The sequence below is a fragment of the Hymenobacter sp. HDW8 genome (genome assembly GCF_011305775.1).
Taxonomy (GTDB): domain Bacteria; phylum Bacteroidota; class Bacteroidia; order Cytophagales; family Hymenobacteraceae; genus Hymenobacter; species Hymenobacter radiodurans.
The window spans coordinates 3,879,782-3,903,826 of record NZ_CP049907.1; the positions used below are offsets into that span (position 1 = coordinate 3,879,782).

23 protein-coding genes are annotated in these 24,045 nt (G+C 53.4%); 8 read left to right on the forward strand and 15 right to left on the reverse strand.

What is annotated here, in order from left to right:
* The first annotated feature begins 43 nt into the window (after positions 1–43).
* Positions 44–1,717 (forward strand): DNA repair protein RecN, encoded by a 1,674-nt coding sequence (gene recN, locus G7064_RS16615; protein WP_166074458.1) that lies wholly within the window; start codon positions 44–46, stop codon positions 1,715–1,717.
* A 267-nt stretch (positions 1,718–1,984) separates the two neighbouring features.
* Positions 1,985–2,806, forward strand: coding sequence for an enoyl-ACP reductase (locus G7064_RS16620; protein ID WP_133273772.1), 822 nt, complete (start codon positions 1,985–1,987; stop codon positions 2,804–2,806).
* Positions 2,807–2,902: 96 nt separating this feature from the next.
* Here G7064_RS16620 and G7064_RS16625 read toward each other — a convergent pair whose 3' ends face one another.
* Positions 2,903–3,922 (reverse strand): lipase family protein, encoded by a 1,020-nt coding sequence (locus tag G7064_RS16625; RefSeq protein WP_240935551.1) that lies wholly within the window; start codon positions 3,920–3,922, stop codon positions 2,903–2,905.
* Positions 3,923–4,021: 99 nt separating this feature from the next.
* Positions 4,022–4,567, reverse strand: a complete 546-nt coding sequence (locus G7064_RS16630; protein ID WP_166074459.1) for a hypothetical protein — start codon at positions 4,565–4,567, stop codon at positions 4,022–4,024.
* A 156-nt stretch (positions 4,568–4,723) separates the two neighbouring features.
* On the opposite strand from G7064_RS16630, the gene G7064_RS16635 reads away from it, so the two are divergent.
* Entirely contained in the window at positions 4,724–5,143 is a 420-nt protein-coding gene (locus G7064_RS16635) for a TerB family tellurite resistance protein (RefSeq protein ID WP_166074460.1), read from the forward strand.
* Between the two features lie 8 nt (positions 5,144–5,151).
* On the opposite strand, the gene G7064_RS16640 is transcribed toward G7064_RS16635, so the two are convergent.
* Positions 5,152–5,832: a metallophosphoesterase gene (locus G7064_RS16640; protein WP_166074461.1), complete on the reverse strand. Its 681-nt coding sequence runs from the start codon at positions 5,830–5,832 to the stop codon at positions 5,152–5,154.
* A 131-nt stretch (positions 5,833–5,963) separates the two neighbouring features.
* Positions 5,964–7,541, reverse strand: coding sequence for a S8 family peptidase (locus tag G7064_RS16645; protein WP_166074462.1), 1,578 nt, complete (start codon positions 7,539–7,541; stop codon positions 5,964–5,966).
* 158 nt (positions 7,542–7,699) lie between these two features.
* On the opposite strand from G7064_RS16645, the gene G7064_RS16650 reads away from it, so the two are divergent.
* Complete coding sequence (locus G7064_RS16650) at positions 7,700–8,338, forward strand: class I SAM-dependent DNA methyltransferase (RefSeq protein ID WP_166074463.1); 639 nt, start codon at positions 7,700–7,702, stop codon at positions 8,336–8,338.
* Positions 8,335–8,814, forward strand: coding sequence for a hypothetical protein (locus G7064_RS16655; protein ID WP_166074464.1), 480 nt, complete (start codon positions 8,335–8,337; stop codon positions 8,812–8,814). The genes G7064_RS16650 and G7064_RS16655 overlap by 4 nt, the downstream gene beginning before the upstream one ends.
* Positions 8,815–8,923: 109 nt before the next feature.
* On the opposite strand, the gene G7064_RS16660 is transcribed toward G7064_RS16655, so the two are convergent.
* From G7064_RS16660 to G7064_RS16675, 4 genes are all read right to left on the reverse strand, one after another.
* Complete coding sequence (locus G7064_RS16660; RefSeq protein ID WP_166074465.1) at positions 8,924–9,622, reverse strand: hypothetical protein; 699 nt, start codon at positions 9,620–9,622, stop codon at positions 8,924–8,926.
* 176 nt (positions 9,623–9,798) lie between these two features.
* Positions 9,799–10,752: a GIY-YIG nuclease family protein gene (locus G7064_RS16665; protein ID WP_166074466.1), complete on the reverse strand. Its 954-nt coding sequence runs from the start codon at positions 10,750–10,752 to the stop codon at positions 9,799–9,801.
* A gap of 56 nt (positions 10,753–10,808) precedes the next feature.
* Positions 10,809–12,620 carry an ABC transporter ATP-binding protein gene (locus tag G7064_RS16670; protein ID WP_166074467.1) on the reverse strand — a complete coding sequence of 604 codons (1,812 nt, stop codon included), beginning with the start codon at positions 12,618–12,620 and terminating at the stop codon, positions 10,809–10,811.
* A 210-nt stretch (positions 12,621–12,830) separates the two neighbouring features.
* Positions 12,831–13,118: a putative quinol monooxygenase gene (locus G7064_RS16675; protein WP_166074468.1), complete on the reverse strand. Its 288-nt coding sequence runs from the start codon at positions 13,116–13,118 to the stop codon at positions 12,831–12,833.
* A 143-nt stretch (positions 13,119–13,261) separates the two neighbouring features.
* Between G7064_RS16675 and G7064_RS16680 the strand changes: the two genes are divergently transcribed.
* A complete protein-coding gene (locus G7064_RS16680; protein ID WP_166074469.1) occupies positions 13,262–14,827 on the forward strand; it encodes a M28 family metallopeptidase in 1,566 nt (521 codons plus the stop codon).
* Positions 14,828–14,909: 82 nt separating this feature from the next.
* Here G7064_RS16680 and G7064_RS16685 read toward each other — a convergent pair whose 3' ends face one another.
* The 4 genes from G7064_RS16685 to G7064_RS16700 form a co-directional block, all read right to left on the reverse strand.
* Positions 14,910–15,428, reverse strand: a complete 519-nt coding sequence (locus G7064_RS16685) for a hypothetical protein (RefSeq protein WP_166074470.1) — start codon at positions 15,426–15,428, stop codon at positions 14,910–14,912.
* Positions 15,409–16,329 (reverse strand): dienelactone hydrolase family protein, encoded by a 921-nt coding sequence (locus G7064_RS16690; protein ID WP_240935552.1) that lies wholly within the window; start codon positions 16,327–16,329, stop codon positions 15,409–15,411. Before G7064_RS16690 ends, G7064_RS16685 begins: the two co-directional genes overlap by 20 nt.
* Positions 16,330–16,461: 132 nt before the next feature.
* Positions 16,462–16,833 carry a cupin domain-containing protein gene (locus tag G7064_RS16695; protein ID WP_166074471.1) on the reverse strand — a complete coding sequence of 124 codons (372 nt, stop codon included), beginning with the start codon at positions 16,831–16,833 and terminating at the stop codon, positions 16,462–16,464.
* A 19-nt stretch (positions 16,834–16,852) separates the two neighbouring features.
* Entirely contained in the window at positions 16,853–17,116 is a 264-nt protein-coding gene (locus G7064_RS16700; protein WP_166074472.1) for a Kazal-type serine protease inhibitor domain-containing protein, read from the reverse strand.
* Positions 17,117–17,376: 260 nt separating this feature from the next.
* Here G7064_RS16700 and G7064_RS23110 point away from each other — a divergent pair, with 260 nt between their 5' ends.
* Positions 17,377–17,811, forward strand: coding sequence for a YtxH domain-containing protein (locus G7064_RS23110; protein WP_133273756.1), 435 nt, complete (start codon positions 17,377–17,379; stop codon positions 17,809–17,811).
* Positions 17,812–17,985: 174 nt separating this feature from the next.
* A complete protein-coding gene (locus G7064_RS16710) occupies positions 17,986–18,420 on the forward strand; it encodes a YtxH domain-containing protein (protein WP_133273755.1) in 435 nt (144 codons plus the stop codon).
* A gap of 376 nt (positions 18,421–18,796) precedes the next feature.
* On the opposite strand, the gene lysS is transcribed toward G7064_RS16710, so the two are convergent.
* The 3 genes from lysS to G7064_RS16725 form a co-directional block, all read right to left on the reverse strand.
* Positions 18,797–20,305: a lysine--tRNA ligase gene (lysS, locus tag G7064_RS16715; RefSeq protein WP_166074474.1), complete on the reverse strand. Its 1,509-nt coding sequence runs from the start codon at positions 20,303–20,305 to the stop codon at positions 18,797–18,799.
* A 125-nt stretch (positions 20,306–20,430) separates the two neighbouring features.
* Positions 20,431–21,468: a hypothetical protein gene (locus G7064_RS16720; RefSeq protein WP_166074475.1), complete on the reverse strand. Its 1,038-nt coding sequence runs from the start codon at positions 21,466–21,468 to the stop codon at positions 20,431–20,433.
* Between the two features lie 241 nt (positions 21,469–21,709).
* Positions 21,710–23,863 carry a carboxy terminal-processing peptidase gene (locus tag G7064_RS16725; RefSeq protein ID WP_166074476.1) on the reverse strand — a complete coding sequence of 718 codons (2,154 nt, stop codon included), beginning with the start codon at positions 23,861–23,863 and terminating at the stop codon, positions 21,710–21,712.
* Positions 23,864–24,045 lie beyond the last annotated feature (182 nt).

Genomic DNA, 24,045 nt, shown 5'->3' on the forward strand with positions numbered 1-24,045 from the left:
AAGTTTTGGGCTGAGCCGCTGCTATTCTTATTCTTAAACTTGTATGCTGGTTGATCTTCGCATTCAAAACTACGCGCTGATTGAGGCGCTGGAGTTGCGGCCCTCGGCCCTCCTCAATATAATTACCGGTGAAACAGGCGCGGGCAAGTCGATCATGCTGGGCGCCATTGGGTTACTGCTCGGCAATCGGGCCGATTCGCGCATGCTGTTCAATACAGGTAGCAAATGCGTGATTGAAGGCCAGTTTGATATCTCTAATTATCAGTTGCAGGATATCTTCGATTCCGAAGACTTGGACTACGACGCTCAGTGCATTCTGCGGCGCGAAATCAGCCCCACAGGCAAGTCGCGGGCCTTCGTAAATGACACGCCGGTAACGCTGGAAACGCTGCGGAAAATTGGCGCCAACCTCATGGATATTCACTCCCAGCACGATACGCTGCTACTGGGTGATGCCGTATTTCAACTCAATCTGCTTGACTTGTACGCCGGCTTGGTGCCTACGCGGGGCCAGTATTCCAATGCTTACCGCCAATATCGTAAGCTAGAGTCTGACTTGAAAACGCTGGAAAATCAGGTGGCGCAGGCCAACAAGGAACTGGATTACCACAGCTTCCTGCTCAGTGAACTGGAAGAAGCACGCTTAGATCAGGAAAACCAGGAGGAACTGGAGCAAGAAATAAAGCAGCTCGAGCACGCCGAAGAGATTAAGTATAAGCTCAGCCAAGCGTACCAAAGCTTGTCGGAGAGCGAGTACTGCGCCACGGGCAGCATGAAGGAAGCGGCCACGATGCTGGGTCAGATTGCCGCCTACGCCGATTCTTTCCAGACCCTTAAAGCTCGCCTCGATAGCTGTCTAATTGAACTCCACGACATTGCCGACGAGGTAGAAGCCGCTGAGCGTCGCACCGAAGGCGACCCCGCCCGCATCGATGAGCTGCAAGGCCGCCTGAATGTGCTGTATAACCTCCAGCGTAAGCACCAGGTCCGCGACTTAGCGGCCCTCATCGAAGTGCGCGACCAACTGCGCCAGCAAGTCGGTTCGGTGTTGAACTTGGATAAAGAAATTGCCCGGCTGCGTAAAGACACCGACGGCGCTCTGGCCACTGTGACCAAGCAAGCTGCTCGCCTCTCCGAAAGCCGGCGCAAAGCATTCCCCAAGTTCGAGAAGGAGTTAGCAGCTCTACTGTCTGAATTAGGAATGCCACATTCACGCATTGTAGTGCAGCACACTACCAGTCAGCCCACCGCCAGCGGTACCGATGTGGTAAGCATTCTGTTTACGGCAAACAAAGGCGCTCAGCCCCAAACACTTAGCAAAGCAGCCTCGGGGGGCGAATTTTCTCGCCTCATGCTCTGCATTAAATACATGCTGGCCGATAAGACGGCTTTGCCAACGATAGTATTTGACGAAATCGACACCGGTATTTCCGGCGAAATCGCGGTGAAAGTGGGGCGTATGATGCAGCAGATGGCCAAGAAACACCAACTCGTAGCCATATCTCACCTGCCCCAGATGGCTGCCGCCGGCGACGCGCATTACTTCGTGTACAAAGAAGACCGCGCCGACCGCACCATCAGCCGCATTCGTCAGCTAAGCACCGAAGAACGCATCCGCGAGATTGCCCACATGATTGCTGGCGCCAAACCCAGTGAGAATGCCTTCGAAAGCGCGCGGGAATTGCTGGCAATGCGCGGTGAGGCAATGGCAGCCTAAGATTGATGGCTGGTAGAGCCAAAAGACAAGATTAAATACGGTGGTCATGCAGAGCGGAGCGAAGCATCTCGCGTGCTGATGTTGCCAAGCTAAACAACGAATACGAGCGAGATGCTTCGCTCCGCTCTGCATGACGGTTTATGGGAAAAGGCTTCATCGCAATCGCTTTGGCTCTGCTTCTGCATGATGTTGTTGAAGAGCATAGTGGTGTTTTTTATTTTTTCGCCTCTTTTGTACTTCCTAACTACCAACTCCTACATTCTCTCCATGTCCAATAACCTACTCGCTGGCAAAGTCGGCATTATCTCCGGCGCTCTTGATTCCAAATCCATTGCTTGGAAAGTAGCCCAGAAAGCGCACGCCGAGGGTGCCCGCTTTGTGCTGACCAACGCTCCGCTGGCCATGCGTATGGGCGAAATCAAGCAGCTAGCCGAAGAGTGCGGCGCCCTTATCGTGCCCGCCGATGCTACCTCCGTGGAGGAACTGGAAAACTTGTTTTCGCAGGCAACCGAGCATTTGGGGGGCAAATTGGACTTCGTGCTGCACAGCATTGGCATGAGCCCGAACATTCGCAAGAAGAAGCACTATGGAGAACTGGACTACAAATTCTTTCAGCAAACCCTGGACGTGTCGGCCCTGTCGTTTCACAAGATGATGGCCGTAGCTGAGCGCCAGGACGCGATGAAAGAATGGGGCAGCATTGTAGCCCTGTCGTACATCGCCGCCCAGCGCGTATTCCCCGACTACACGGATATGTCGCAGGCCAAAGCCATGCTCGAAAGCATTGCCCGCAACTACGGCTACCGCCTCGGCAAGCTCAAGAAAGTACGTGTAAATACCATCTCGCAGTCGCCTACTAAAACGACTGCCGGCACCGGCGTAGGCGGCTTCGACGCCTTCTACGACTACGCTGATAAAATGTCGCCGCTGGGCAATGCTCCTGCCGAAGCCTGCGCCGATTACTGCATCACGCTGTTCTCCGACCTGACCCGCTACGTAACTATGCAGAACCTACTCCACGATGGCGGCTTCAGCAGCACCGGCATTTCGGAAGATGTGGTAGAAGCCTTGATGAAGATGAACAGCTAGTTTCCGGTAAATAGAAATCACAAAAAAAGCCCGCTCTTAAACAAGCGGGCTTTTTTATAGGATAGTAAGGTAGTGCTGGCCGGGGGCTTTTTTTCCTTAGGGTAGTCGTTCAGCCAGGTAATAATAGGGCTGAAACAGGTGGTGCATAAAGAGTTGCTCCTGATTATCCGGAAACTTGGCGTGGTAGGCTGAGTCGGCGGGGAGTACGATGGTAGTGCCAGCCCGGACGTAATGGCTACTGGAATAAAATGCGGGCCCCTGATAATCAGGTACCTGCTTTTTTACAGCCCGCATCACAAAGTTGCCTAGGTAGCGCTGATAACGCCGCTGCGCCCGACGCGACGGCTTTTCCATTTGGTTATAAGCAAAGCCCAGCGCCAGACTTTTCGGAAACTTCTGCTTTTTGATCAGCGATTTGACCCCCACAAACGGATTGACAGGATTGAAGTCGCTCAGCGTCTGGACGGAGAGTGGAAACTCGGGCACCCAATCGGCCGGATTTAGCACATTAAAAGCCCAGCCGCCCTGGGTTGCGGCTTCATAGTCGTAAGCGAAATAGAGATTTCCCGGCTTAGGGCCGGCGCTACAGTAAGTCTTGAACCGAAGGTCGGCGGGTAAGCGGCCCTGACGCTGCAAAGAACGTACGTGTGCCGTGAGCAGATAAGCCAGCGCACCGCCCTGGCTGTGGCCCATAATGATGACGTCGCGGGTTCCGCGCCGATACAGGGAATCGACTTTAGCCAGTATATCATCGGCGAGGAAGGCTGTGCCCAGCAGCCAGCCGGCATGCACGGCCGCCCGCGGATTGGTGGCCAACGCGTATGTAAAGGTGCGCGTAGGAGTGAGGCGAAGCTCGCCGGTGGCCGGGAGCATAGCGGCGTAAAAGTTCTCCAGCCAGCTCGCCGAGTTGGCCGTGGTGCCACGCAAACTAACAACGGCCACCGAGTTGGCACTAGTCCACAAATCCCAGCGATTATCGAGGCCCACCACCGGCGAGCGGTACACCATTCGGAAGCGGGCGGGGCGCGGAATAGCACCAAAAAACGTAGTATCGGCAATACGCGCGTGCAGGCGCAACAGCTCCACGTATTCAGCCTTCTCAAAACCCGGTTTCAACTATTGGGCCTGAAGGCTCCCGGCTCCCACCAGCAAGCAAAAGAGGGTGACGGCACGGCTCAGCATCAGCAAGTAGGTTGGCGACTACTTCTATACAATCTACTGCCCCAAGGGTTTTGTAAGGTCGAAGTCAGCCTGAAACCGTAGCTGCCCGGCGCGCTTCAAAATGTAGCTGAACGTCTTCCGGTCTTCGCTCAGAACCGTCGACCACTCATTGGTAGCAGCAGCCGGTAGTAGCTTCGCCGTGTAGTCGTCGGCCGGAAAGCTTTGGCTATACGGGCTGCCGCCGACCTTGGCATAGCCCCCATACATGGTCACAGAATCGGGGGTACCATCCGGGTGACGATGGTCGTGTTTGAGTAGGAGTCCCTGAGCGCTTTTAGTGAATACCCAAGTCCGGGATTTATCCTCGCCCACGTAAAAGGGAACGCGTATTTCGGTGGGGGAGCAGCTTTGCACCTGCATCACCAATGCTTTGCCTGCAAATGGATCTTTTCCGCCTTCCGGAAATACGACTTTGCCCGCATACGTCTGGTTGCATAAGGTGCTTAAGCGTCCAAAAAAGTCTTGAGAGGGCGTGGGGGGCTTTTTGGCGCTAGTGCAGCCAAGAGCAAAAAGCAGTAGAATCAGGTAAGCGTTTTTCATATATGCTACGTAATGTTTACTAAAGCCAGGCCCCACCTGCTGCATAAGCCGCTGGCAGAGAAGCCCCCAAGGTAGACGTTCTAGGCTTGAGCTGAGCTATAGACGCTTACCTACTCAACGCCGAACGAAAGTATAGATCCACCCATTTTTTTACCCATGCAAGACCATCATAACCTCGAAACGCTGCTGAATACGCAGCAAAAGAAATTGAGCTTTTTTCAAAACCTGGTGTTGATTGCCGCCGCCGATGGCATACTTGATAAGAGCGAAGAAGAGTTTCTGCTCCAAATAGGCAAGAAACTGGGGCTGACGGCCGAAGACGTGCAGCCTATCGCGGATAATCTCGGTGTACTCAGCTTTGTGGTGGCCTCCGAGGGCATGCAGCGCACACTCGAACTGCAAACTCTGGTGCAGATGATGTTGCAGGACGGTCAGATTGACCCCCGCGAATACGGCCTGTGTATGGAGTACGCTAACCGTATCGGCTACAGCAAAGAGATACTGGATGATATGGTAACCCAGCTTGCCGGCGGAGCACCTACGGGTGGTAACCGCAATCCGCCCACAGTGAAGTAGCGTTTTTGTCAGCGGCCTTTCACGCCGGGGTAAAGCGTCTGCACGACATCACTTTGCACAAACTCTTTGGTGCGCACATTCATCAAGCTTAGTTGCCCGCCGTAAGCCGCACCCTGATCGAGGTTCCACACGTTGGCCCGCTGGCTCGGTACCGCGCTGGCGGGCCAGGTAGGCGTGTGGCCAATGAAACATTCGTTGTAGTCCTCCGCGAACATGCTATTGCGCCACAGTGTGCGGTCCCAAATCAGGCTGTAAGGATCTTGCTCGGCTATGGGTAGGTCGGGGTCGTAGCCGCCGTGTACATAGAGGTTGCCTGCTTCATCCTCAAAATACGGAAGCTGCTTGCCAAAGAAAGTGCGAAAGTGCCGTTCGATCCGCTCTTTCGGGCCCCGCTCATACGATTCGAACGTAGCCCGGCCGCCTTGCTGATACCAGAGCATATTTACCTCCGGCCGTGGTGCCTCAGTTGCCATCCACTCAGCCGTCCACCAGTCGTGGTTGCCTTGTAGCCAAATACTGTTCGGAATATGAAGTAGCCGCTCCACGCACTCAGCTGTTTCGGGCCAGCCGTCGGATACGTCGCCCAAGTGAATCAGGCGGTCGATTCCGGGCCGAAAGGGGCTTCGCTCCAATACCTGCTCAAGCGCGCGGAAGGCCCCGTGGATGTCGCCAAGAACGTATGTTTCCATGCTAAGCTACTACGAGCCGAACAAGATATGGGCTATAGTTGAGTGGGGGGCTTTTTTGGTATTTCTGTTGAAGCTGAATGGCATAGCGACGTACGATTATGCATCGCTATGCCATTCAGGTAAAAGAGGCGCTATAAAGGCAGGGCGCCCACAGCAGCAGCAGCATTCACGCGGCCCCACCCAAAGCTGCTGCTGCGCGCCGTGCGGTTAGAACTGGCAGCTACTAAGCGGCTCATAATCTGAGCGCGGGTTTCAGTAGGATGCTGTGCCCATACAAGCGCCGTAATGCCGGCCATCGTGGCAGTGGCAACCGAAGAGCCCCCCACGGTACTTGGCGCGTCGCCGCTCATGGCCAGCGATAACACGGTGCGGTCATTGCTGGGCTTCTGCATCACTACCGCAAACTCCACTTTGGCCCCCACGTGGCAATCATCGCAGCGGGAAGTAAGATTGTCTTGTAAGCCAGTCACGGCCACCATTTCGGGTAATGTAGCCGGATAAGTAACTCCTACAAACCCCGATGACCAGTCGAAGGAAGTGCCGGCGGCGCAGAAGATGAGCTTGCCGCGGTTGTAGGCATAGCGGATGGCATCAGTCATTTGCGACGAGCTAGTCAGGCGGCCCATACTCATGCTGATAATGCGCACATCGGCGCGGTTGCCGGCCAAAATGTAGGCATCAGACACGCCTTTTACTTCGCGGCTGGCATCCAGAAAAACGTCTTGGGCCGCGCGAATCGTAATCAGATTGGCATTATAAGCCACACCCACTGCTGCGCCATCGGTGCCACGTGGGGCAGCCGCGGCGCCGGCCATGCTGGTGCCGTGTCCGCAGCCGTCATTCGGCGTTTCTACTGGGCCCGTAGGAATGCCGAAAATGGAGGCCCGCGGCAAGGTTACCAGCCGCTCAATGATACGGCCCTGACTCAAGCCCTGATTGAAAGCCGCGCCCAGATTTTCCTGTGCATCCGATGAGCCCGAGTCGATAATGACGATTTTGATGCCTTGGCCCGTGCTCTGGCTCCAGCTCGACCGAATTCCGTGAAACTGATCAGCCTGATTCCAGGATGATTTGCTGCCGTTGGCTAACACCGTGTAGTCGGAGCCTTCCACCAAACTGGTGTTTGGAACATTATTGTCGCAGCCGCTGCTGCTCAGAATGGCGGCGCTGCTGTTGTTTGTGATTGCCTGCTGGCGGTTCGGCTCGTAGCCCATCGGCTCGGCGTAGCGCACGAGCCCCGAAGTGCGTAATTTCTGAATCGTGCTCAGCTCGCGCACCGTCACGTCGAGCACGGGCAGCACATTTTCCTCGAAGGCTACTACCTGTGTCTGGGTTAAGTCGGGATTGGCTTTGCGCTCCTCGGCCATGATCAGCTCTAGCACCTGCGCACGGGCCGCTTTCCATTCCGCCAGCGAGGCAGCATCGGTGGGCAGCTCACCCATGAAGCCGGCTGGCTTATAGCCCACCGAGAGCACGTGGTCGGAGCGGGTAAGCGCGCTCCAGACAAAGTGCTCCGACGCCTGGTTCCAGTCGAAGCGGCCGGTTTCGCGCAAGCGGCTTAGTATCTGCGAGTCGAGCTGCTGAGTGCTTAGCGCCACCTTGGGGTCGGCTGTGGGCCGTGGGGTTAGCTGATCGTCCGCTTGTTGCTGACAGCTTGTTAAAAGAACTGCCAACAATGCCGTAGCAAGAATAGAGGTAGAAGTGCGCATGGGCTGAGGGGTGGGATAAGAGTGAGAGAAAGGCATCTACTGGAATGAATATCAGCATTAAACGCAAGGAATGCTAAGCTTAAAATCCACTAAAAAAGGAGAGCCTCAGGGCCATGACAATAGGCGCAAAAAAACCGCACGTTTCGCTATATTCACCTATGAACGTTCAAGATGCCTATAACACCTGGGCCGACAGCTACGACAACGTCCAGAACAAAACCCGCGACCTGGAAGCCCGCGCTATCCGCTCGATGGTGCTTGGGGGGCCTTTTGCCGAGATAATAGAGCTGGGCTGCGGCACCGGCAAAAACACTGAGTGGCTGGCTACCCAGGCCACCCACCTTACTGCCATCGATTTCTCGGCCGAGATGCTGCGCCGGGCCAAAGAGAAGCTGCCACACCCCCACATCAGCTTCCAGCAAGCCGATATTATGCAGCCGTGGCAATTTGCCCATTCGCCCGCTAGCCTCATCACGTGCAGCCTGATACTGGAGCACATCCACAATCTCGATTTCGTGTTTGCTCAGGCACACCGCTCCCTGCAGCCAGAGGGCCTGTTCTACATCGGCGAGTTGCACCCGTTCAAGCAGTACGAGGGCAGCAAAGCTCGCTTCGATACGGCCGCGGGGGGCATTTTTGAGCTGGAATGCTACGTGCACCACATCTCCGATTTCACGGAAGCAGCCCGGCGCCACGGCTTCAGCTGCGTGCGCCTTCAGGAGTGGTTCGACGATGACAACTGCACCACCACGCCGCGCATTGTGGCTTTTCTTTTTCAACGGGAAGACAACGCATGAAAAAGCTCGGTCTGCTTCTGCTGTTCCAGTTGACCGTATGGGGAGCATTTGCCCAGGATACTAGCCTCACCAAAACCAAATTTGTGGTGGGCGTATCAGGGCCGGAGCTGTTGCATCTAGGAGTGGGCGTGGATGTGACTACCTACAACCAATTGGGGGTTACCGTTGGGGTGGGACCTACATGGGGTGGCGTGTGGCCTACCATCAATGCAGAGCATCGCCTGTATTTTGGTAAGCTGCAACCCGCAACTAACCGCCGGAAATTCTTCTTTCGCCAAGGCGCCACCTACTATACCGCTGGCGACGAAGGGGCCGGCGTATTGTCGTTGGGAATCGATTTACGATCCAAAAAGGCGAATAAAGGCTGGACCATCGACGCGGGCTATTTTCTTTTTATTCCCGTAGATGAAGATAGGTATAGAAAATCTTTCCCAGCCTTGCGTTTTCAGTATTACAGCTATTTTAAAAAAGCGTAATCGGCTAGCGTTGAGTACTCATAAAAAGCCCCCAGCAAAGAAAAATACTTGCTGGGGGGCTTTTTTGCCTTCAATTAACCCCACGTTGGGGCCTATTGCTTTTCGTTCTCTAGTCTTCTTCCTCTACCGCGCTATCGGCTTGGGTAGTGGCTTCGTAGGTATCGGCGTATTTAAAATCGTCGAGCCAATAAGCGGAGCTAACCACGTCAAACACGACGGATTTTTCCTCACGCTTCAATGGCTTCAACTGCCAGATGATAGACGGGGCTTCGGGGAAGCTGGTGCCATCGAGCTGCTCGTGAAACAGGCGTTTGAGCAGAGTGCTATCGGGCATGCCCTGGGCTAGCAGGCGCAGGAGCGGGGCTTCGGGCTGCGTGTCGAACAGGGTCAGGGCTTCGGCATCGTCGGTGGTGAGCTGCACTTGAAACTGCACGGCCTCGGCCCGCGGAAACTTGCCGTTATAGGCGGTGTACAGCAGTTGTGTTGCTTTAAAAAATCCTTCGTGCTGGTCTAGCTCCGGGTTTTCTTCCCACAGTTTCTCGGTGAGCATCTGGTGAGCTAGGTTTTCTATCTGGCCGGCCGTGAGCTGATCCTGAAAGAGATGTTCCAATACGAGTTGGGCCGCCTCCGTGGGCTCTAGGTCGGTGAGGGACATGTGGGCCATGGCTTGCAGCTCGTCGGGGGCTATTTCGTCGGGGTTGTCGTAGCCGGTTTTGAGCAAGAGCGCTTTGTAGTCTTGGGGTTGCCAGGAGTTCGGTAGCTCCGTCAGAGAATCAAAGGACAAGCGTTCTACGGTGAATTTTTGCATGATCAGGAATACGTGGGGTGGCCAGCGTTGGCCACGGGCGGGCTTGGCCCGCGTGTATCCTGTGTACGTAAGCTGGACGGAAGCAACTAGAAATGCCCCCCAGCTTCTTAATTTGGGTTATCTCATTTGACGCGCAGCAATGAATCTCTACAAGATCGCGCCAGTTTGGGGAATTTTTATATGTTAGATACAGTGTCCTCTTTCTCAATTGGTTTAAGGAGATTAAACTTTTGCTTTTCTATCTCATTTAGTGACTTGCCATTTACGTCCTTCCAATTCTCCCTTCCATTAATATTGTATCCTACAATAACAGCCGCAGCAGCTGAGGGAGAGCCGAATAACACGTCATTCTGAAATAGATATTTGTTTTCGTTGAGTACCAAAGAATTATTTGCTATTAAATCTTCTCGAAGATTTCTATAGCCTAATCCTAGATTAGCAGTATGTACTTCTGCTGCTTCAGAGTTTTTGCAAACCACTAACCCCTCGTTTGTTTGTATTGCGTTTGCTTTTAAGGTTCCTACTTTAAGAAATAATGAAGATGTAATATCATCATAAGATATACTATCATTATTTATAAGTGATTTAAGATCTTGAGTATGCGGCTTATTCTGTTGAGGAGCTATTGGCTCAAGTGTATATTTCCCAAATACGCCTAGTAGTAATTTGATGTACACTAGTAACTCCTCCATTGCTTCTTTGTCTGCAACAGGCAAGGTAGATAATTGCGGTTGGTTGATATTATCAACGGTATTTCTTTTTACTAAAAAAGCAATTTCTATAGCCTTACTCTCTAAGTATTTAACATGTGACTTTGTTAAATTCTCATCCTTGCTTGTGAAGAAAATAACTTCATCCCAAAAATCCTTTTTATTAGCGTGCTCTTGAATGCGACTAAATATGTTCTCAGCTTCACCTATATAAACTTTAGGTAATGTTGTTGATTCATCTATGCCGAAAAGAAAATAAATTCCTGGTCTATTTGCTTCGCTGAAAGTATAAAGCTCATTAACTCTCGTACGCGGACACGTAACGGACTGAATTGTATGATTTACTATTTCGGCAAACCTAATTCCTGTTGAAGTGCCATCTTTTAAAAAGATTCTTACGCTCTTGCCAAATGTGGTCACGATTGCTATAGTTTTTAGTGGATTTTCTCAAATGTAATATTTATCATAAGACCTCTTCACGCAGCCGTATCTTCTACTTCATCCCCATCGTCCACCATCACCCGCGCTAGCTTCTCGATATTGAGGCTGCGGGCCGAGGCGTCGAAAATTTCTCGATAGGCGCCGCGCTTGTCGTATAGCTCGTCGTGGGTGCCGCTTTCTACCGCGCGGCCCTGCTTCATGACGTAGATGCAGTCGGAGTCCACGATTTGGGCGAGGCTGTGGGAGATGATGACCACCGTGCGGCCCTGCTTGATGGCATCGAGCGAGTTTTTGATTTGCTCGGTGGCAATGGCGTCGAGGGAGGCGGTGGGCTCGTCGAGGAAGATGATGGGCGGGTTTTTGAGGAAGAGCCGGGCAATGGCAATGCGCTGCTGCTGCCCGCCCGACAGCTGCTGGGCATCGGACTGATATTGCTGGGGCAGGGCCATGATCTGGTCGTGGAGGTAAGCCTGCTTGGCGGCAGCCTTTATCTCGTCCAGGGTTGCCTCGAAGTTGCCGTAGCGGATGTTTTCCTCGATGCTGCCCTTGAAAATGTGGTTTTTCTGGAGCACCAGCCCGATGCGCTGGCGCAGGGCGTGGGTGTCGTAGTCGGAGAGGGGGCGGCCGTCGAGAAGCATTTCGCCGCCGTTGGGCTCGTAGAACTTGCACAGCAGATTGAGTATGGTGCTTTTGCCCGCTCCCGAGAGGCCCACTAGCGCCGTGGTTTGGCCGGCCGCAATGGTGAGGCTGACATCGTGGAGGGCCTGGGTGCCGCTGGGGTAAGTGAAGTCGACGTGGCGCAGCGAAAAAGCCCCCCGGAGCTGATCGGGCGGGGTGGGGCCGGTGCGCTCGGTTTCGGTGGTGGCGTCGAGGATGTCGAAGAAGCCTTCGGAGTAGGTGAGGGCCTCGTTCATCTCGTCGTAGATGCGGTGGAGCTGGCGGATGGGCGCCGACACGTTATTAAACAGCAGAATATGGAACATGATGGCCCCGATGGAAATCTGCCGATCCAGCACCAGGTAGGCCGTCAGGATGATGATGAGCACCACGCCAATTTGCTCCACGAAGGTTTTGAGGCCATCGAAGAGAAAGTTGGTTTTGCGGGTTTCGAGCTGGGTGGTCACGAGGTTGCGCTGCATGCTGGCCTGCTTCTCGCCCTCGTAGTCTTCGCGTACGAAGCTCTTTATCACCACAATAGAGTCGATGATGTTGATGAGTCCTTGGCTGCGCTGCTCGCGCAGGCCGCGCAGGCTACGGCGCACGCCGTTGAGCTTATCGGCCTGCCGGTAGCTGATCCAAAAGTAGATCGGGAGGATGCCTAGCGCCACTAGCCCCACGTATAGGTTGGCCGTGAACATGATGATGAGGGCCACAATGGAGTTGGCAAACAGCGGCAGGATGTCGATAAAGAAGTTCTGAACCAGCTTCATCAGGCTCTCCACGCCGCGGTCGATACGGGTTTGGAGCTTGCCGGTTTGGTTGCCGCTGTCGGAGTAGAAGCCGAGCTGGTAGCTCAGAATCTTATCCACGGCCGACTGGTGCAGGGTGCTCGAGACGTTGATGCGGATTTTCTCGCCGTAGAACTTCTGCCCGAACTGAATGAAGGTGTTGATGACCTCCTTGCCGAGCAGCAGGGCCGTTACTGCCAGCAGCAAATTTGCCCCCTGAGCCAGTCCGAGGCCTTTATCCAGCAGCCCCTGCACGGTATCCACGGTGTAGCGCAGCACAAATGGATTGACCTGCGCCGCCAACGACCCCACCAGCGTTAGCAGCAACGTGCTGATAACCAGCCCGCGGTATGGTAGCACGTAGGGGTACAGGCGCCGGATAATTTGCCAAAGACTCATAGAAGCAGCGGAACAGTGAAAGCTGCTGAGTTAGACGAAGGAGGCGGGGGTGAGGTTATTGCTGCTTAGTCAGTTCGCTTGTTCTAGGTTAGTTCAGCTGGGCAAAAAGTCTTAGTCGCTTTCCTCACAAAACGCCGGATGCCGATAGTAAACTGGTTCCCTTTAGCTTCAAGATTCACAGTTTACTCTAATTCTAGTGCGCCATTCGCTTTACAGTACCGCGTAGTGATTCATTTCCTGGATGCTCTGGTAAAACGGTTTCACTAACTGAAAAAACGCACCAAACTCCGGGCTTTTGCGGAAGCCGTTGAGGTGGCGGTCAACCGAGGTCCACTCGATGCGCCAGATGAAGAGCTCGGGGTCTTCCTCGCAGTGCGTCAGTTCATAGCGGACGCAGTCGGGAGCGGCGGCCAGCAGCTGGTTGGCGCTAGTAATAGCTTGCACGAAAGCCGGCTGCTGCTCAGCGGCAATACGGTAGCGGATATATTCGACGGTCATGGCAGTGGAGAGGTAGAAAATGGAAGATACTTAATTGCGCTAATTTCCAGCGGCATGACATTCTAGTGGAGAACTGTGCGCAACTCTCGAGCTTTTCCCGGTACTTTAACTTCTAAATAATCTTTCACCACCAACCAAACCACATGACAACACTCCGACTCTTAGCCTTGGCCGGTGGCCTGGCTCTGGCCGCGCCTACCTTGGCTCAACAAGCCGAAAAAGTTGATCAGGCCATGATTGCCAAGATCAAAGACGAAGGCATGAACCGCTCCAAGGTAATGGAAACCGCCTTTTACCTGACCGATGTATGCGGACCACGCTTGGCTAACTCCGACGGCTTGAAGCGCGCCAACGAGTGGACCAAAGGCCAGCTCACCAAGTGGGGCATGAGCAACGCCAATATCGAGCCCTGGGGCGACTTCGGCCGCGGCTGGGACATCGAGAAATCGTATATCGCTATGACCGCGCCGTATTACCACGCCATGATTGGCGCGCCTAAAGCCTGGACGCCTTCCACAAGTGGAGCCGTAAAGAAGCAGGTGGTGTATGTGAACGCCGCTACTGAAGCCGACTTAGCGAAATATCAGGGCAAGCTGCGCGACAAAATCGTGCTAACAGCGGTGGCTGTGCCACCCAAAACTACTTTTGAGGCCGACGCCACCCGCTACACCGACGAGCAACTCACCAAAATGATGGAAGCGCAGCCTGCGCGCCCAACCACTGAGGACCCCGCCATGACGGAGCGCCTGAACGCCCGTCGTGCTCAGGCAGCGCTGCGCACTAAGCTCAATGAGATGCTGATGAGCGAAGGTGCTGCTGCGGTACTCAGCAGCACCCGTGGTGGCTCGCATGGCACGTTCTTTACCAGCAACGGTGCTCCATACGCCGCCGACGCAAAGCCGGTATTGCCCGAAATAGAAATGTCGCCCGAGGACCAGCTGCGCCTGATTCGGTTGGTAGAGGCTGGCATTCCGGTGGAAGTGGAAATGGAAACCAAGACCCGTTTTCAAAATACCGACCTAAAAGGCTACAATGTCATAGCCGAAATCCCTGGCACCGACCGCAAGCTGAAAAATGAGGTAGTAATGCTTGGGGCGCATATAGACTCCTGGCACGCCGCGACTGGCGCCACCGACAACGCGGCCGGCTGCGCCGTGATGATGGAGGCCATGCGTATTCTGAAAGCGACTGGCGTAAAGCCCCGCCGTACCATCCGCATTGCCCTATGGGGTGAGGAGGAGCAAGGCTTGCACGGCTCGCGCAACTACGTGAAAAACCACTTCGCCGACCCCGCTACCATGAAGCTGCTGCCCGAGCATGAAAAGCTGGCCGGCTACTTTAACCTGGATAATGGCAGCGGCAAAATCCGCGGTATCTATTTGCAGGGCAACGAGGGCGTTGCGCCCATCTTCACCGCCTGGCTCCAGCCCTTCGCCGACATGGGTGCTACCACTATCACGCCCCGCAATACCGGCGGCACCGACCATCTGGCCTTCGACGCCGTGGGCTTGCCCGGCTTTCAGTTCGTGCAGGATGGCCTCGACTACAACACCCGCACTCACCACACCAACCAGGATACCTTCGACCGCCTCCAGGCCGATGACCTGAAGCAAGCCTCAGTTATCGTGGCTTCTTTCGTGTACCACACCGCCATGCGCGACCAGAAGCTGCCGCGTAAGGCGCTGCCGGCGGCCGTGCCGAAGTCGTAAGGTTTGGTAGTTGTTTCAAAAAAAGCCCCCAGAATTAGTCTGGGGGGCTTTTTATTTGGCGAAGCGCAACTAAGAGAAAAAATCATTTAGCTCTACGAAGCAAGTACGTTAGGCCACTATCTCCATAAGAACTCATTTGAACGACTTCCCACCCTTCTGTTGTTGCAGCATTCAAAGTCTTTATCAACGTGTCGCGCATCTTTTGGCCGCGTCCTTCAAGAGCTTTTATCTGCTTCTCAAATTCCTGTTTTTCTTTATCCTGACGCTTCTTCATCGCCGCCCTGTATTTAGGATCCTTATACTTGGCCTCCAGGTCGTCAATATCGGTTGTTACTTCTACTACCTCAGCTTTTTGAGGCTCCCCGAGTAGGGGACTAAACATTGCCTCGGCTATGCTCGGCTCATCTAACCTGACCTCTGTCTGATTGTGAAAGGCTGGCGTAAAGCTCATAAAGGCAAAGCCAGGAGAGGTTTTCGGTCCGTAATAAAAAACCTGCATATACGTATAGGCTTTTGTTGGAGCAGTTTGTGCCCGCGCCAAATAGGGAAATAGGCTTAGCGTGCTAAGAATAATAAGTAGGCTAAAGGGGGTACTTTTCATAAGCTGAGTTGATAACGAGAGGCTTATAGATATTTCTTATATAATTATCCCAACTCCTTCTTAAACAACCCCAACGTCCGCTCCCAAGCCAGCTTGGCGGCCTCAGCGTTGTAGCGGGCGGGGAGGAGTCGTTGTTGAAAGCGTGGTTTACACCTTCATACATAAACTGCTGATACTTCACATTGGCGGCTTTTAACGCCGCTTCATAGGCCGCCGCTCCAGCATTTACCCGCTCATCGAGGGAGGCATAGTGCATCATCAGGTGGGCCTTGATTTTGGAAACGTCCGCGTCTTTGGGCTGGGTGCCGTAGTAGGCCACGGCAGCGTTGAGCTTGGGGTCGCTGAGGGCGAGGCGGTTGGCCATAGCGCCGCCCCAGCAGAAGCCCACGCAACCGGTCTTGCCGTTGCTATCGGGGCGCTGACGAAGGTAGGTGAGGGCAGCGAGGTAGTTGTTGAGCGTTTTCTGTGGGTCGAGCTGGCCGATGAGGGTACGGCCTTGGTCTTCGTCGGTAGGCGTGCCACCAAACTGGGAAAGCGCATCAACCCCTAGTGCTAAGTAGCCGGCTTGGGCCACGCGGCGTGTTACGTCTTTGATGTGGGGCGTGAGGCCACGATTTTCGTGAATGACCACCACCGCGCCGCGCTTCTTTTTCCCTTTGGGGTGCACTAAGTAGCCCTGCATGGTGGTGCCGTCGCCGGGCCAGTTTACGGTTTCTTCCTCCAACTTAGCATCCTGCACAGGCACGGTGGCTGCATTGGCATAGCCAGGCTCCAACACCGCTAATGCGGCCGTAGCCAGCGCCGCGCCACCGGTTATTTTCATCAACCGCTCCATAAATTCCTTGCGGGTGAGCGGGGCGTGGGTGTATTCGTCGAAGAGATTGATGATGCGCTGGTCCATGCAGGGGGTAGGAGGAAGTGAAGCGAGGCTTCGGGTGGAAAATGTGAAGTGAAAACAACGGCTGGGGGGCTTTTTTGGCATCTCCCACGCTACGTCAGCCGAAGAACAGCGCAGCTACGCAGGAGTTTAAGGCTACTCCTCCCGATTCACGGTGTCCATCGAAAAGGCTGGCACGCAGATCGACCAGTACTCGCACTCCGCATCAAATGGGTTGGAATAACGAACCCGTGCGCCAGCCTTGATCAATAGCGACTCGCCGGCGCTCAGCTCAATGATGTCGCCATCTACCTCAAACCGCTTGCGGCCCCGCACTACGATCGTTATTTCATCGAACTCGGGACGCTGGTGGGGCTCGCTCCACTGGGGCGGCGCCACCATGTGGGCCACGCTGTATTCGTTGGTGCGAGTGCTGGCCAGGCCAATGTGCTCCTCAATGAGCTTGCCGTCGGTGGTGGGCACGCGGAAAGGGGCTTGCTGGCGGAAGTACTTTTTCTCTTCTGACATAAGGGTGGGGGGCAAATTCTTAGTTTTTCGGGGTGGTGGGGCACTCGCCTTTGGTGTAGGTGAGCACGCCCGCGTTGGAGGCGACACAGTCGTTGCTGTACGTCTTGCCATTGCAGCCGCACACAGGGTCATATTGCATGGTGCAGATACCCGCCGGGTCGATTTTGGTGGAGTCGATGCAGGCGGCGGTGGCTGCCGGAGTAGTAGCGGTAGAAGCGGCGGGTGGCTGGCTGCACACAGCCAGTAGGGGCATAAAAGCAACTGCGAAAAGGAAGTTTTTCATACGCGAACAACGGAAAATAACCTGCTTGCCCAACTTGGGAGGACAGGTCAAAGTACGGACTGGGGGGCAAAATGCTCTCTTAATCAATGGTATATTTTATTTCAGCTATTTTTTATTCCTTAAATATAACCCAGCTTAACAGTGTTCGTATAGGCAATCAGCTTAACAAGCCGGGCGTGCCTTTACTTCACTGGCTCCACTATTTGGAGCCGACGATTTTACCGCCTGTTTTCAAGTATTCACTTTCTCTCCTTACCAACATGTCGTATCAACAAGAAGACAACTCAGGAAAAATTCTTCTCGCCGTATTAGCTGGTGCTAGCGCTGGCATCATTGCTGGCCTGCTGATGGCTCCAGATAAGGGCACTGCTACTCGTGGCAACCTGAAGAACGCTGCAGCTAAGTACAGCGGTCAACTCGGCGAGCAGCTCTCCAAATATGGCGAAGAGCTTGACTCTAAATTCAAAGGCTATGTAGAGAAGCTCGAAGATCTGGGCATTACTGGCGCAGGCAGCAGCCTGAAGCTGAAAGGTGACTGGAATGAGAGCAAGGGCAAACTGCGTCAGCAATACGCCCAGCTCACCGACGAGGACCTGCAGTACGCTGAAGGCCAAGAAGAAGACCTCGTAGGCCGCCTGCAGCAGAAGCTCGGCAAAGGCAAGCGTGAAATCACCAAAATGCTGAACGATCTGTAAGCCAACTCTGGCTTTTGATGATTACTAAAAGTCCCTCCTCTGTAATAGAGGAGGGACTTTTTTTGTGATAACCTTCGCCGCATAATAGCGTTACAACTTGCGGATCGGCCCTGAGGCCTCAGAAGCCCTCAGGGCCGATCCGTACTCATCTTTCTATTCTTACTGCTTACGTTCATGAAAGACCAAAACGGCAAAATCATTCTTTCCCTGTTGGCTGGCGCTAGTGCTGGTATTATTGCAGGCTTACTCCTAGCTCCCGAAACAGGCGAAGAAACGCGCACTACCCTCAAGAAATCGGCTTCCAAGTTCAGCGACGACCTGACCAAGCTTTTCCAAGACAGCCTGTCTAAAATCAATGACCTGAAAGGCGGCGCAACACCGGGCGGCGAAGAGTCGGCCAACCGTGCTAACGCCGATGACATCCTTAATTCGCTCAAATCGTCGGCGGGCACGCGGGCTGACCAGAGCGGTGACTTAGCCAGCGCACCGGGCGCCGGTCGTCGGGGCGGACAGGATATAACGGGTACTGGCTCGGTTGGTGGCAACGCCATCGGTGGCACCGACGCCGACGATATCCTGAACCAAGAAGGTCCAAACCGCGGCCTTTAAAAAAACAGAAATCTTTTCGGCGATTTGTAACCTTAGCTGTGCAAAGCCGTTAAAGAAGATATAACCGGCTTGAAAGAAAATCGGAGAAGTATCGGAAGTAAAATTGCCGACAGTAGGAGCTTCTGCTAAGTATTGGTCAAACAGACTTAGTAGCAAAATCAGATTGTTCATCGCAAGCTTCTTCCTATCACCCCGATTGGAAGGGTAAGTCAGTTATAAAGGAAAGCCTCTCGTGATTTTTGCGGGAGGCTTTCTGATTTTAGGCGGTACAAATTGCCGCTTTTTAATTGGCAGTTGTAATTTGAATTTATACAGCAAAAAAGCCCCCCAGAGTCATTCTGGGGGGCTTTTTTGCTGAGCATTAAACACGGAAATATTAGTTGTTCTCCGGCTTCATCTGGGGGAAGAAGAGCACATCCTGAATGGAGTTCGAGTTAGTCATAATCATGCTCAGGCGGTCGATGCCGATGCCTAGGCCAGCTGTGGGGGGCATTCCGTACTCCAAAGCCCGCAGGAAGTCCTCATCGAGCACCATGGCCTCCACGTCGCCACGCTTGCCAAGTTCCAACTGATCTTCGAAACGCTGACGCTGGTCGATGGGGTCGTTTAGCTCGGAGAAAGCGTTGCAGATTTCCTTACCGTTGCAGATAGCCTCAAAACGCTCAACCAGGCCGGGCTTCGAGCGGTGCTTCTTCGCCAGCGGCGACATTTCCACCGGATAATCAGTGATAAATGTAGGCTGAATCAGCTTCGGCTCGCACAGTTCGCCGAACAGCTCGTCGATGATTTTGGCTTTGCCCATGCTGGGGTCCAAGTGCACATTGAGCTTTTGAGCGGTTTCGCGCAGCGCGGCTTCATCCATATCGGTAATATCGACGCCGCTGAAGTGCTGGATAGCCTCGAACATGGTGAAGCGCTTCCAGGGCCGCTGAAAGTTGATGAGGTTGTCGCCTACCTGCACTTCGGTTTTGCCGTGTAGCTCTAGGGCCACGCGCTCTACCATTTCCTCCACCAAATCCATCATCCAGTAGTAGTCTTTGTAGGCTACGTACAGCTCCATCTGCGTGAACTCTGGGTTGTGAAACCGCGACATGCCCTCGTTGCGGAAGTCCTTGGAGAACTCATATACGCCATCGAAGCCGCCTACAATCAGCCGCTTGAGATACAACTCATTGGCAATGCGCAAATACAGCGTCATGTCCAGCGTGTTGTGAAAGGTTTTGAACGGACGCGCGGCAGCACCGCCGTACAAAGGCTGAAGAATAGGCGTTTCCACCTCCAAATAGCCTTTGTCGTTCAGGTAGTTGCGCATGGCCTGTACCAGTAGCGTCCGCTTCATGAACGTCTCCCGAACATGCGGATTCACTACCATATCCACGTAGCGCTGACGGTAGCGCTGCTCAGGGTCGGTAAAGGCATCGTAGATCTGGCCGTCTTTCTCCTTTACCACTGGCAACGGGCGCAATGCCTTAGACAGCAGCTTGAATTCAGTAACGTGAATGGAGGTTTCGCCCACCTGCGTTTTGAACACACGACCTTTCACGCCCACAAAATCGCCTAGGTCGATCAGCTTTTTGAAAACCGTATTGTAGAGCTCTTTATCCTCGCCGGGACAGATTTCGTCGCGGTTGATATAAAGTTGAATGCGGCCCGAAGAATCCATCAATTCCGCGAAGGAGGCTTTGCCCATCACGCGCTGCGACATGATGCGGCCTGCCAGACTCACTTCTTGGAAGTTATTGAGTTCTACATGGTAGTTATCCAGAATCTCCTGAGCGGAGAAATTCACGTCGAACAGCTCGGATGGATACGGCTCAATGCCGAGCTTATGTAACTCATCGAGTTTGTGGCGGCGTTGCTGTTCCTGTTCGCTGAGATGGTGCATGGTCAAAGGCTTTGAAATAAGGCCGCGAAGTTACGCCCGCCGCCCGGATTATGCAGAAACAAAAAGCGCCGCCCCAAGGGAGCAGCGCTTACGTGTATCAGTAGTAAGACGGTAAATAGAACGGATTAAGCCGCGATGTTCATCTGAGCGGGAGCCTCGCCAGTCAGCAACGGCTCGATGCGGTTACGCAAGCGGTCGGCCACGAAGCTGTGCTGTAAGTGCTTGGGCAGGTCAGCGAGTAACTGCTGATAGCGCTCCAAGCCCATCGCCTTGGCCACGTAGCTCTCGTGAATACCATTGAGGTAGCTCACAATGTTAAGCAGCGACTGATGGAAAAGCTTGAAGTCAATCTCAGCCTCCACGTAGCGCTCAATCTCGCGGCTGGTCTGCGAAATGCGCAGGCGGCTCAGCAGATCGAAGATGGTCGTGTAGCCTAAGCGCCACGTAATCTGCTGCCAATGCTGCGGAGTCCACTTGTCGAGCACCTTGCCGGTCTTCTGGCTGCGCAGCGCGGTGTTGGGGTTAGCCTGCACCTGCTGACGCGTGATCTGGGCCTTCATCTTACGCGTAGTGCGCAGGAACTGGCCTATCTGAGCCTGGGCTTCAATCTCCTTGCCTGCAATGTGCAAGCCAGCCTTGTAGCCAGCCAGCGGCAGACGGTGAATGCTAAAGTCGCCGTAAGCACCAGCGGCGTAGAATGACACTGGTCGCGGATAAGCATTGCGCACAACTAAGCGGCCCACCTCGCGCTGAATCAGCGAAGAGTTGTTGGAGCGTACGCCGGTGGTGTACAGGAAAGCCTGCAAACCAGATAGGATGGTATGATATGCCTGCGGGAATGTCCAGTGCAGAGCATTGCGTAAGTAATCTTCATCGCCTAACTCAGCGGTAGCACGCAGAGCGTACTCCGTGCTCCAGCAGGCGTGCAGGAGCTTGGTGATATTCGGGATATCGGTGTCGGTCAGTTCGGCTTGATGCGCCCGGAAGTAGGGCAGATGCTGCAAGCCGCCAGTCGCATCGTCGTTCTCCTGAATGTGGTAGTTTATGGCAAAGAAGTGATTGAGAAAAACCTGGGCAGGAATCGATTTGCGCCACGTTTCCTCCGCTTGCCGCTGCTCGTCCGTAACGAGCGGAATGATGTTGTTCTCTAATATCGTCGTCATGCAAAGTAAACAGCTTGGACTAGCTTTGAGTTGCATATTTACTAAAAATATTCGCCAATATTTAACTTAATTACAATGCTGATAATCAATGCTTTGTATTTAAAATAAGCTGATTGGTTAGCAACGATTATTATAGTTGATTTACTAATTTAATTGTCATTGGTAGTGAGAGCCAAAAAAAGCCCCCCAGAATCGTTCTGGGGGCTTTTTTGGTAAGCTGTGTGAGCTTACCCAACGTTTCTTAAATCTGGTCCTTAACAACAGCCACAGCCTCACGCAAGGTGATATCCTTTTTGAGGTTGCGAGTGAAGCGGGTAGCCCGATTTACCTGTACAGTATCGGAACCCAACTGACGGATGTCAACGGCCAAAGGAGCAATTTCAAGCGGCTTTGCAGCTTTCTGCAATTGCTCATACTTATCTGATTCTGCTTTGGCAAGTAGCTGCTCAGCCCGATACGTATCTAGCTTCAGGCTAACCATTGTTTCGTTCTTCCGCTTGATCATGCGCTGCACCATACCATTGATTAGCTTGAAGCTTTCGCTAGTGTCCACACGCTTCTTACTGGCTTCAGTTAGCTTAGCAACGGCGGGAGCACCGCTCCAAGGACGGTAGCGAGCTGGGCTGATCTCATCCCACTTCAACGGATAATCCGACTCTTTCTCACCTTGGTCGAGGTAGCTATACATGTCTGGCAGGATAATGTCCGGCACTACACCTTTAAACTGCGTAGAACCACCGTTGATGCGGTAGAACTTCTGCGTCGTCAGCTTCAGCGAACCAAAAGGCTTGATGTTGTTGAACTCGGCGGGCATTGCGTCATCTAAGTCAAAGACGCGCTGAACCGTACCCTTACCGTAAGTGCTGGCCGCACCTATCACGACGCCACGCTTATAGTCTTGGATGGCAGCAGCCAAAATCTCAGAGGCCGAAGCACTGTACTTATTTACTAGCACCACCAGCGGCCCAGAGTATTGCACGCGAGGGTCGCGGTCGTTCATGATGGTTGGCGCACCTTGGCTCGAGCGAACCTGTACTATAGGGCCATTCTCAACGAATAAACCAGCCATCTCTACGGCATCCTGCAAGGAACCACCACCGTTCTGGCGCAAGTCGAGCACTACACCCTGTACGTTTTCGCTGGTTAGCTTCTCCAACTCTTTCTTAACATCAGTAGCGCTGCTGCGACCACCATTGTCACTGAAATCAGCATAAAAGCTTGGGAGGCGGATATAGCCTACCTTTTTACCGCCTTCGTTGATAGTAGCTGACTTAGCGAAGGTTTCTTCGATGATAACCACGTCACGGATGATAGGAATTATCTGCGTGCTGCCATCCGCTTTCTTTACCGTAAGGCGAACCTCAGTTCCTTTCTTGCCTTTGATCAGCGCTACCGCTTTATCCAGACGCAAGCCTTCAACGGATACCGGCTCAGCTGTACCCTGCGCTACCCGCAGAATAATATCACCAGCTTTCAAGTCACCTTGACGATACGAAGCACTGCCCGGAATCAAATCAGATACCTTAATCTGACCATCTTTTTCTTGTAACGAGGCACCGATTCCTTCAAATTGGCCAGTCATGCCTTCGTCAAATCTTTCTTTATCGCGGGGGGCAAAATACTCAGTATGAGGATCGTAGGTGTTAGCAATAGCATTGGCATACAGTGCAAGACGCTCTGCTGCGTCCGTCTGCATCATATCATTAAACTGGCTATCGAAGTACTTCAATACCCGCTTGCGTGCCTCAATTTCCATTTCGGCAAGTGTCCGGTTAGGCTCGTTAGTCGCCACGATGGCCGGTTTGCCAATAGAGGCAGTAGGAGCTAAGGCTTTTTCCTTGCGCTTGGCCTGCTCATCCATCATCTCGGAAACCCGTGACAGGGTATGATACTTCAAATATTTGCGCCACTCTTCGCGCTGGGCAGCCTTGTCGGCCGCAAAAGTCATCTTATCCGACTCAGTCTCAAATGACTCTTCCTTGGTAAAGTCGAAAGGTTGAGCCAAAATCTCGCGATACATAACCTGCACATCTTTCATGCGCTGGTCCATCAGTTGCGAGGCTAAGTCGAGGAACTCGTGGGTACCCGCTTTCACCTGATCGTCGATGGCCGTCTGGTATTTGCGCAGCTGCGCTACGTCCGACTGCAACAAGAACTTCTTATTGTAGTCAATGCGCTTTAGGGTCAGATCAAATACCCGCTTTGAGAAAGTATCATCTACTTTTTCAGGCTGGTAGTGCGCTACAGTTAAGCCCTGAAGCATGGCTTTGATGAGGACCTCATCTTTCTGCGGCGCCCGGGCATCGGTGCGCCGGTAGAGCTTGTAAGAAGCAAGCACAAAGATGGCCATCACCAGCGAGGCATAAAGCCCTATTTTCAAGCGGGGAGAAGACATGGAAATCAGCGTGAAATGGAGAAAATCAAAAGGAAATAAACCGCGAGCCGCTTATCAGTTATCTAGCGTGGGGCCGGTTATAAGCACAAAACGCTAGCTATTGGCAAATAAGTGCCCACAATCACAGGAAAGGAAGCGGCTTTGCCAGTAGGGTTGCATTATACCACATCAGTAAAACTCTG

What these genes read in the sequence shown, in the direction of transcription:
- recN (WP_166074458.1), top strand. Translation starts at nt 44, where the DNA reads ATGCTGGTTGATCTTCGCATTCAAAACTACGCGCTGATTGAGGCGCTG.
- G7064_RS16620 (WP_133273772.1), top strand. Translation starts at nt 1,985, where the DNA reads ATGTCCAATAACCTACTCGCTGGCAAAGTCGGCATTATCTCCGGCGCT.
- G7064_RS16630 (WP_166074459.1), bottom strand. Translation starts at nt 4,567, where the DNA reads ATGAAAAACGCTTACCTGATTCTACTGCTTTTTGCTCTTGGCTGCACT.
- G7064_RS16635 (WP_166074460.1), top strand. Translation starts at nt 4,724, where the DNA reads ATGCAAGACCATCATAACCTCGAAACGCTGCTGAATACGCAGCAAAAG.
- G7064_RS16640 (WP_166074461.1), bottom strand. Translation starts at nt 5,832, where the DNA reads ATGGAAACATACGTTCTTGGCGACATCCACGGGGCCTTCCGCGCGCTT.
- G7064_RS16645 (WP_166074462.1), bottom strand. Translation starts at nt 7,541, where the DNA reads ATGCGCACTTCTACCTCTATTCTTGCTACGGCATTGTTGGCAGTTCTT.
- G7064_RS16650 (WP_166074463.1), top strand. Translation starts at nt 7,700, where the DNA reads ATGAACGTTCAAGATGCCTATAACACCTGGGCCGACAGCTACGACAAC.
- G7064_RS16655 (WP_166074464.1), top strand. Translation starts at nt 8,335, where the DNA reads ATGAAAAAGCTCGGTCTGCTTCTGCTGTTCCAGTTGACCGTATGGGGA.
- G7064_RS16660 (WP_166074465.1), bottom strand. Translation starts at nt 9,622, where the DNA reads ATGCAAAAATTCACCGTAGAACGCTTGTCCTTTGATTCTCTGACGGAG.
- G7064_RS16670 (WP_166074467.1), bottom strand. Translation starts at nt 12,620, where the DNA reads ATGAGTCTTTGGCAAATTATCCGGCGCCTGTACCCCTACGTGCTACCA.
- G7064_RS16675 (WP_166074468.1), bottom strand. Translation starts at nt 13,118, where the DNA reads ATGACCGTCGAATATATCCGCTACCGTATTGCCGCTGAGCAGCAGCCG.
- G7064_RS16680 (WP_166074469.1), top strand. Translation starts at nt 13,262, where the DNA reads ATGACAACACTCCGACTCTTAGCCTTGGCCGGTGGCCTGGCTCTGGCC.
- G7064_RS16685 (WP_166074470.1), bottom strand. Translation starts at nt 15,428, where the DNA reads ATGAAAAGTACCCCCTTTAGCCTACTTATTATTCTTAGCACGCTAAGC.
- G7064_RS16690 (WP_240935552.1), bottom strand. Translation starts at nt 16,329, where the DNA reads ATGGACCAGCGCATCATCAATCTCTTCGACGAATACACCCACGCCCCG.
- G7064_RS16695 (WP_166074471.1), bottom strand. Translation starts at nt 16,833, where the DNA reads ATGTCAGAAGAGAAAAAGTACTTCCGCCAGCAAGCCCCTTTCCGCGTG.
- G7064_RS16700 (WP_166074472.1), bottom strand. Translation starts at nt 17,116, where the DNA reads ATGAAAAACTTCCTTTTCGCAGTTGCTTTTATGCCCCTACTGGCTGTG.
- G7064_RS23110 (WP_133273756.1), top strand. Translation starts at nt 17,377, where the DNA reads ATGTCGTATCAACAAGAAGACAACTCAGGAAAAATTCTTCTCGCCGTA.
- G7064_RS16710 (WP_133273755.1), top strand. Translation starts at nt 17,986, where the DNA reads ATGAAAGACCAAAACGGCAAAATCATTCTTTCCCTGTTGGCTGGCGCT.
- lysS (WP_166074474.1), bottom strand. Translation starts at nt 20,305, where the DNA reads ATGCACCATCTCAGCGAACAGGAACAGCAACGCCGCCACAAACTCGAT.
- G7064_RS16720 (WP_166074475.1), bottom strand. Translation starts at nt 21,468, where the DNA reads ATGACGACGATATTAGAGAACAACATCATTCCGCTCGTTACGGACGAG.
- G7064_RS16725 (WP_166074476.1), bottom strand. Translation starts at nt 23,863, where the DNA reads ATGTCTTCTCCCCGCTTGAAAATAGGGCTTTATGCCTCGCTGGTGATG.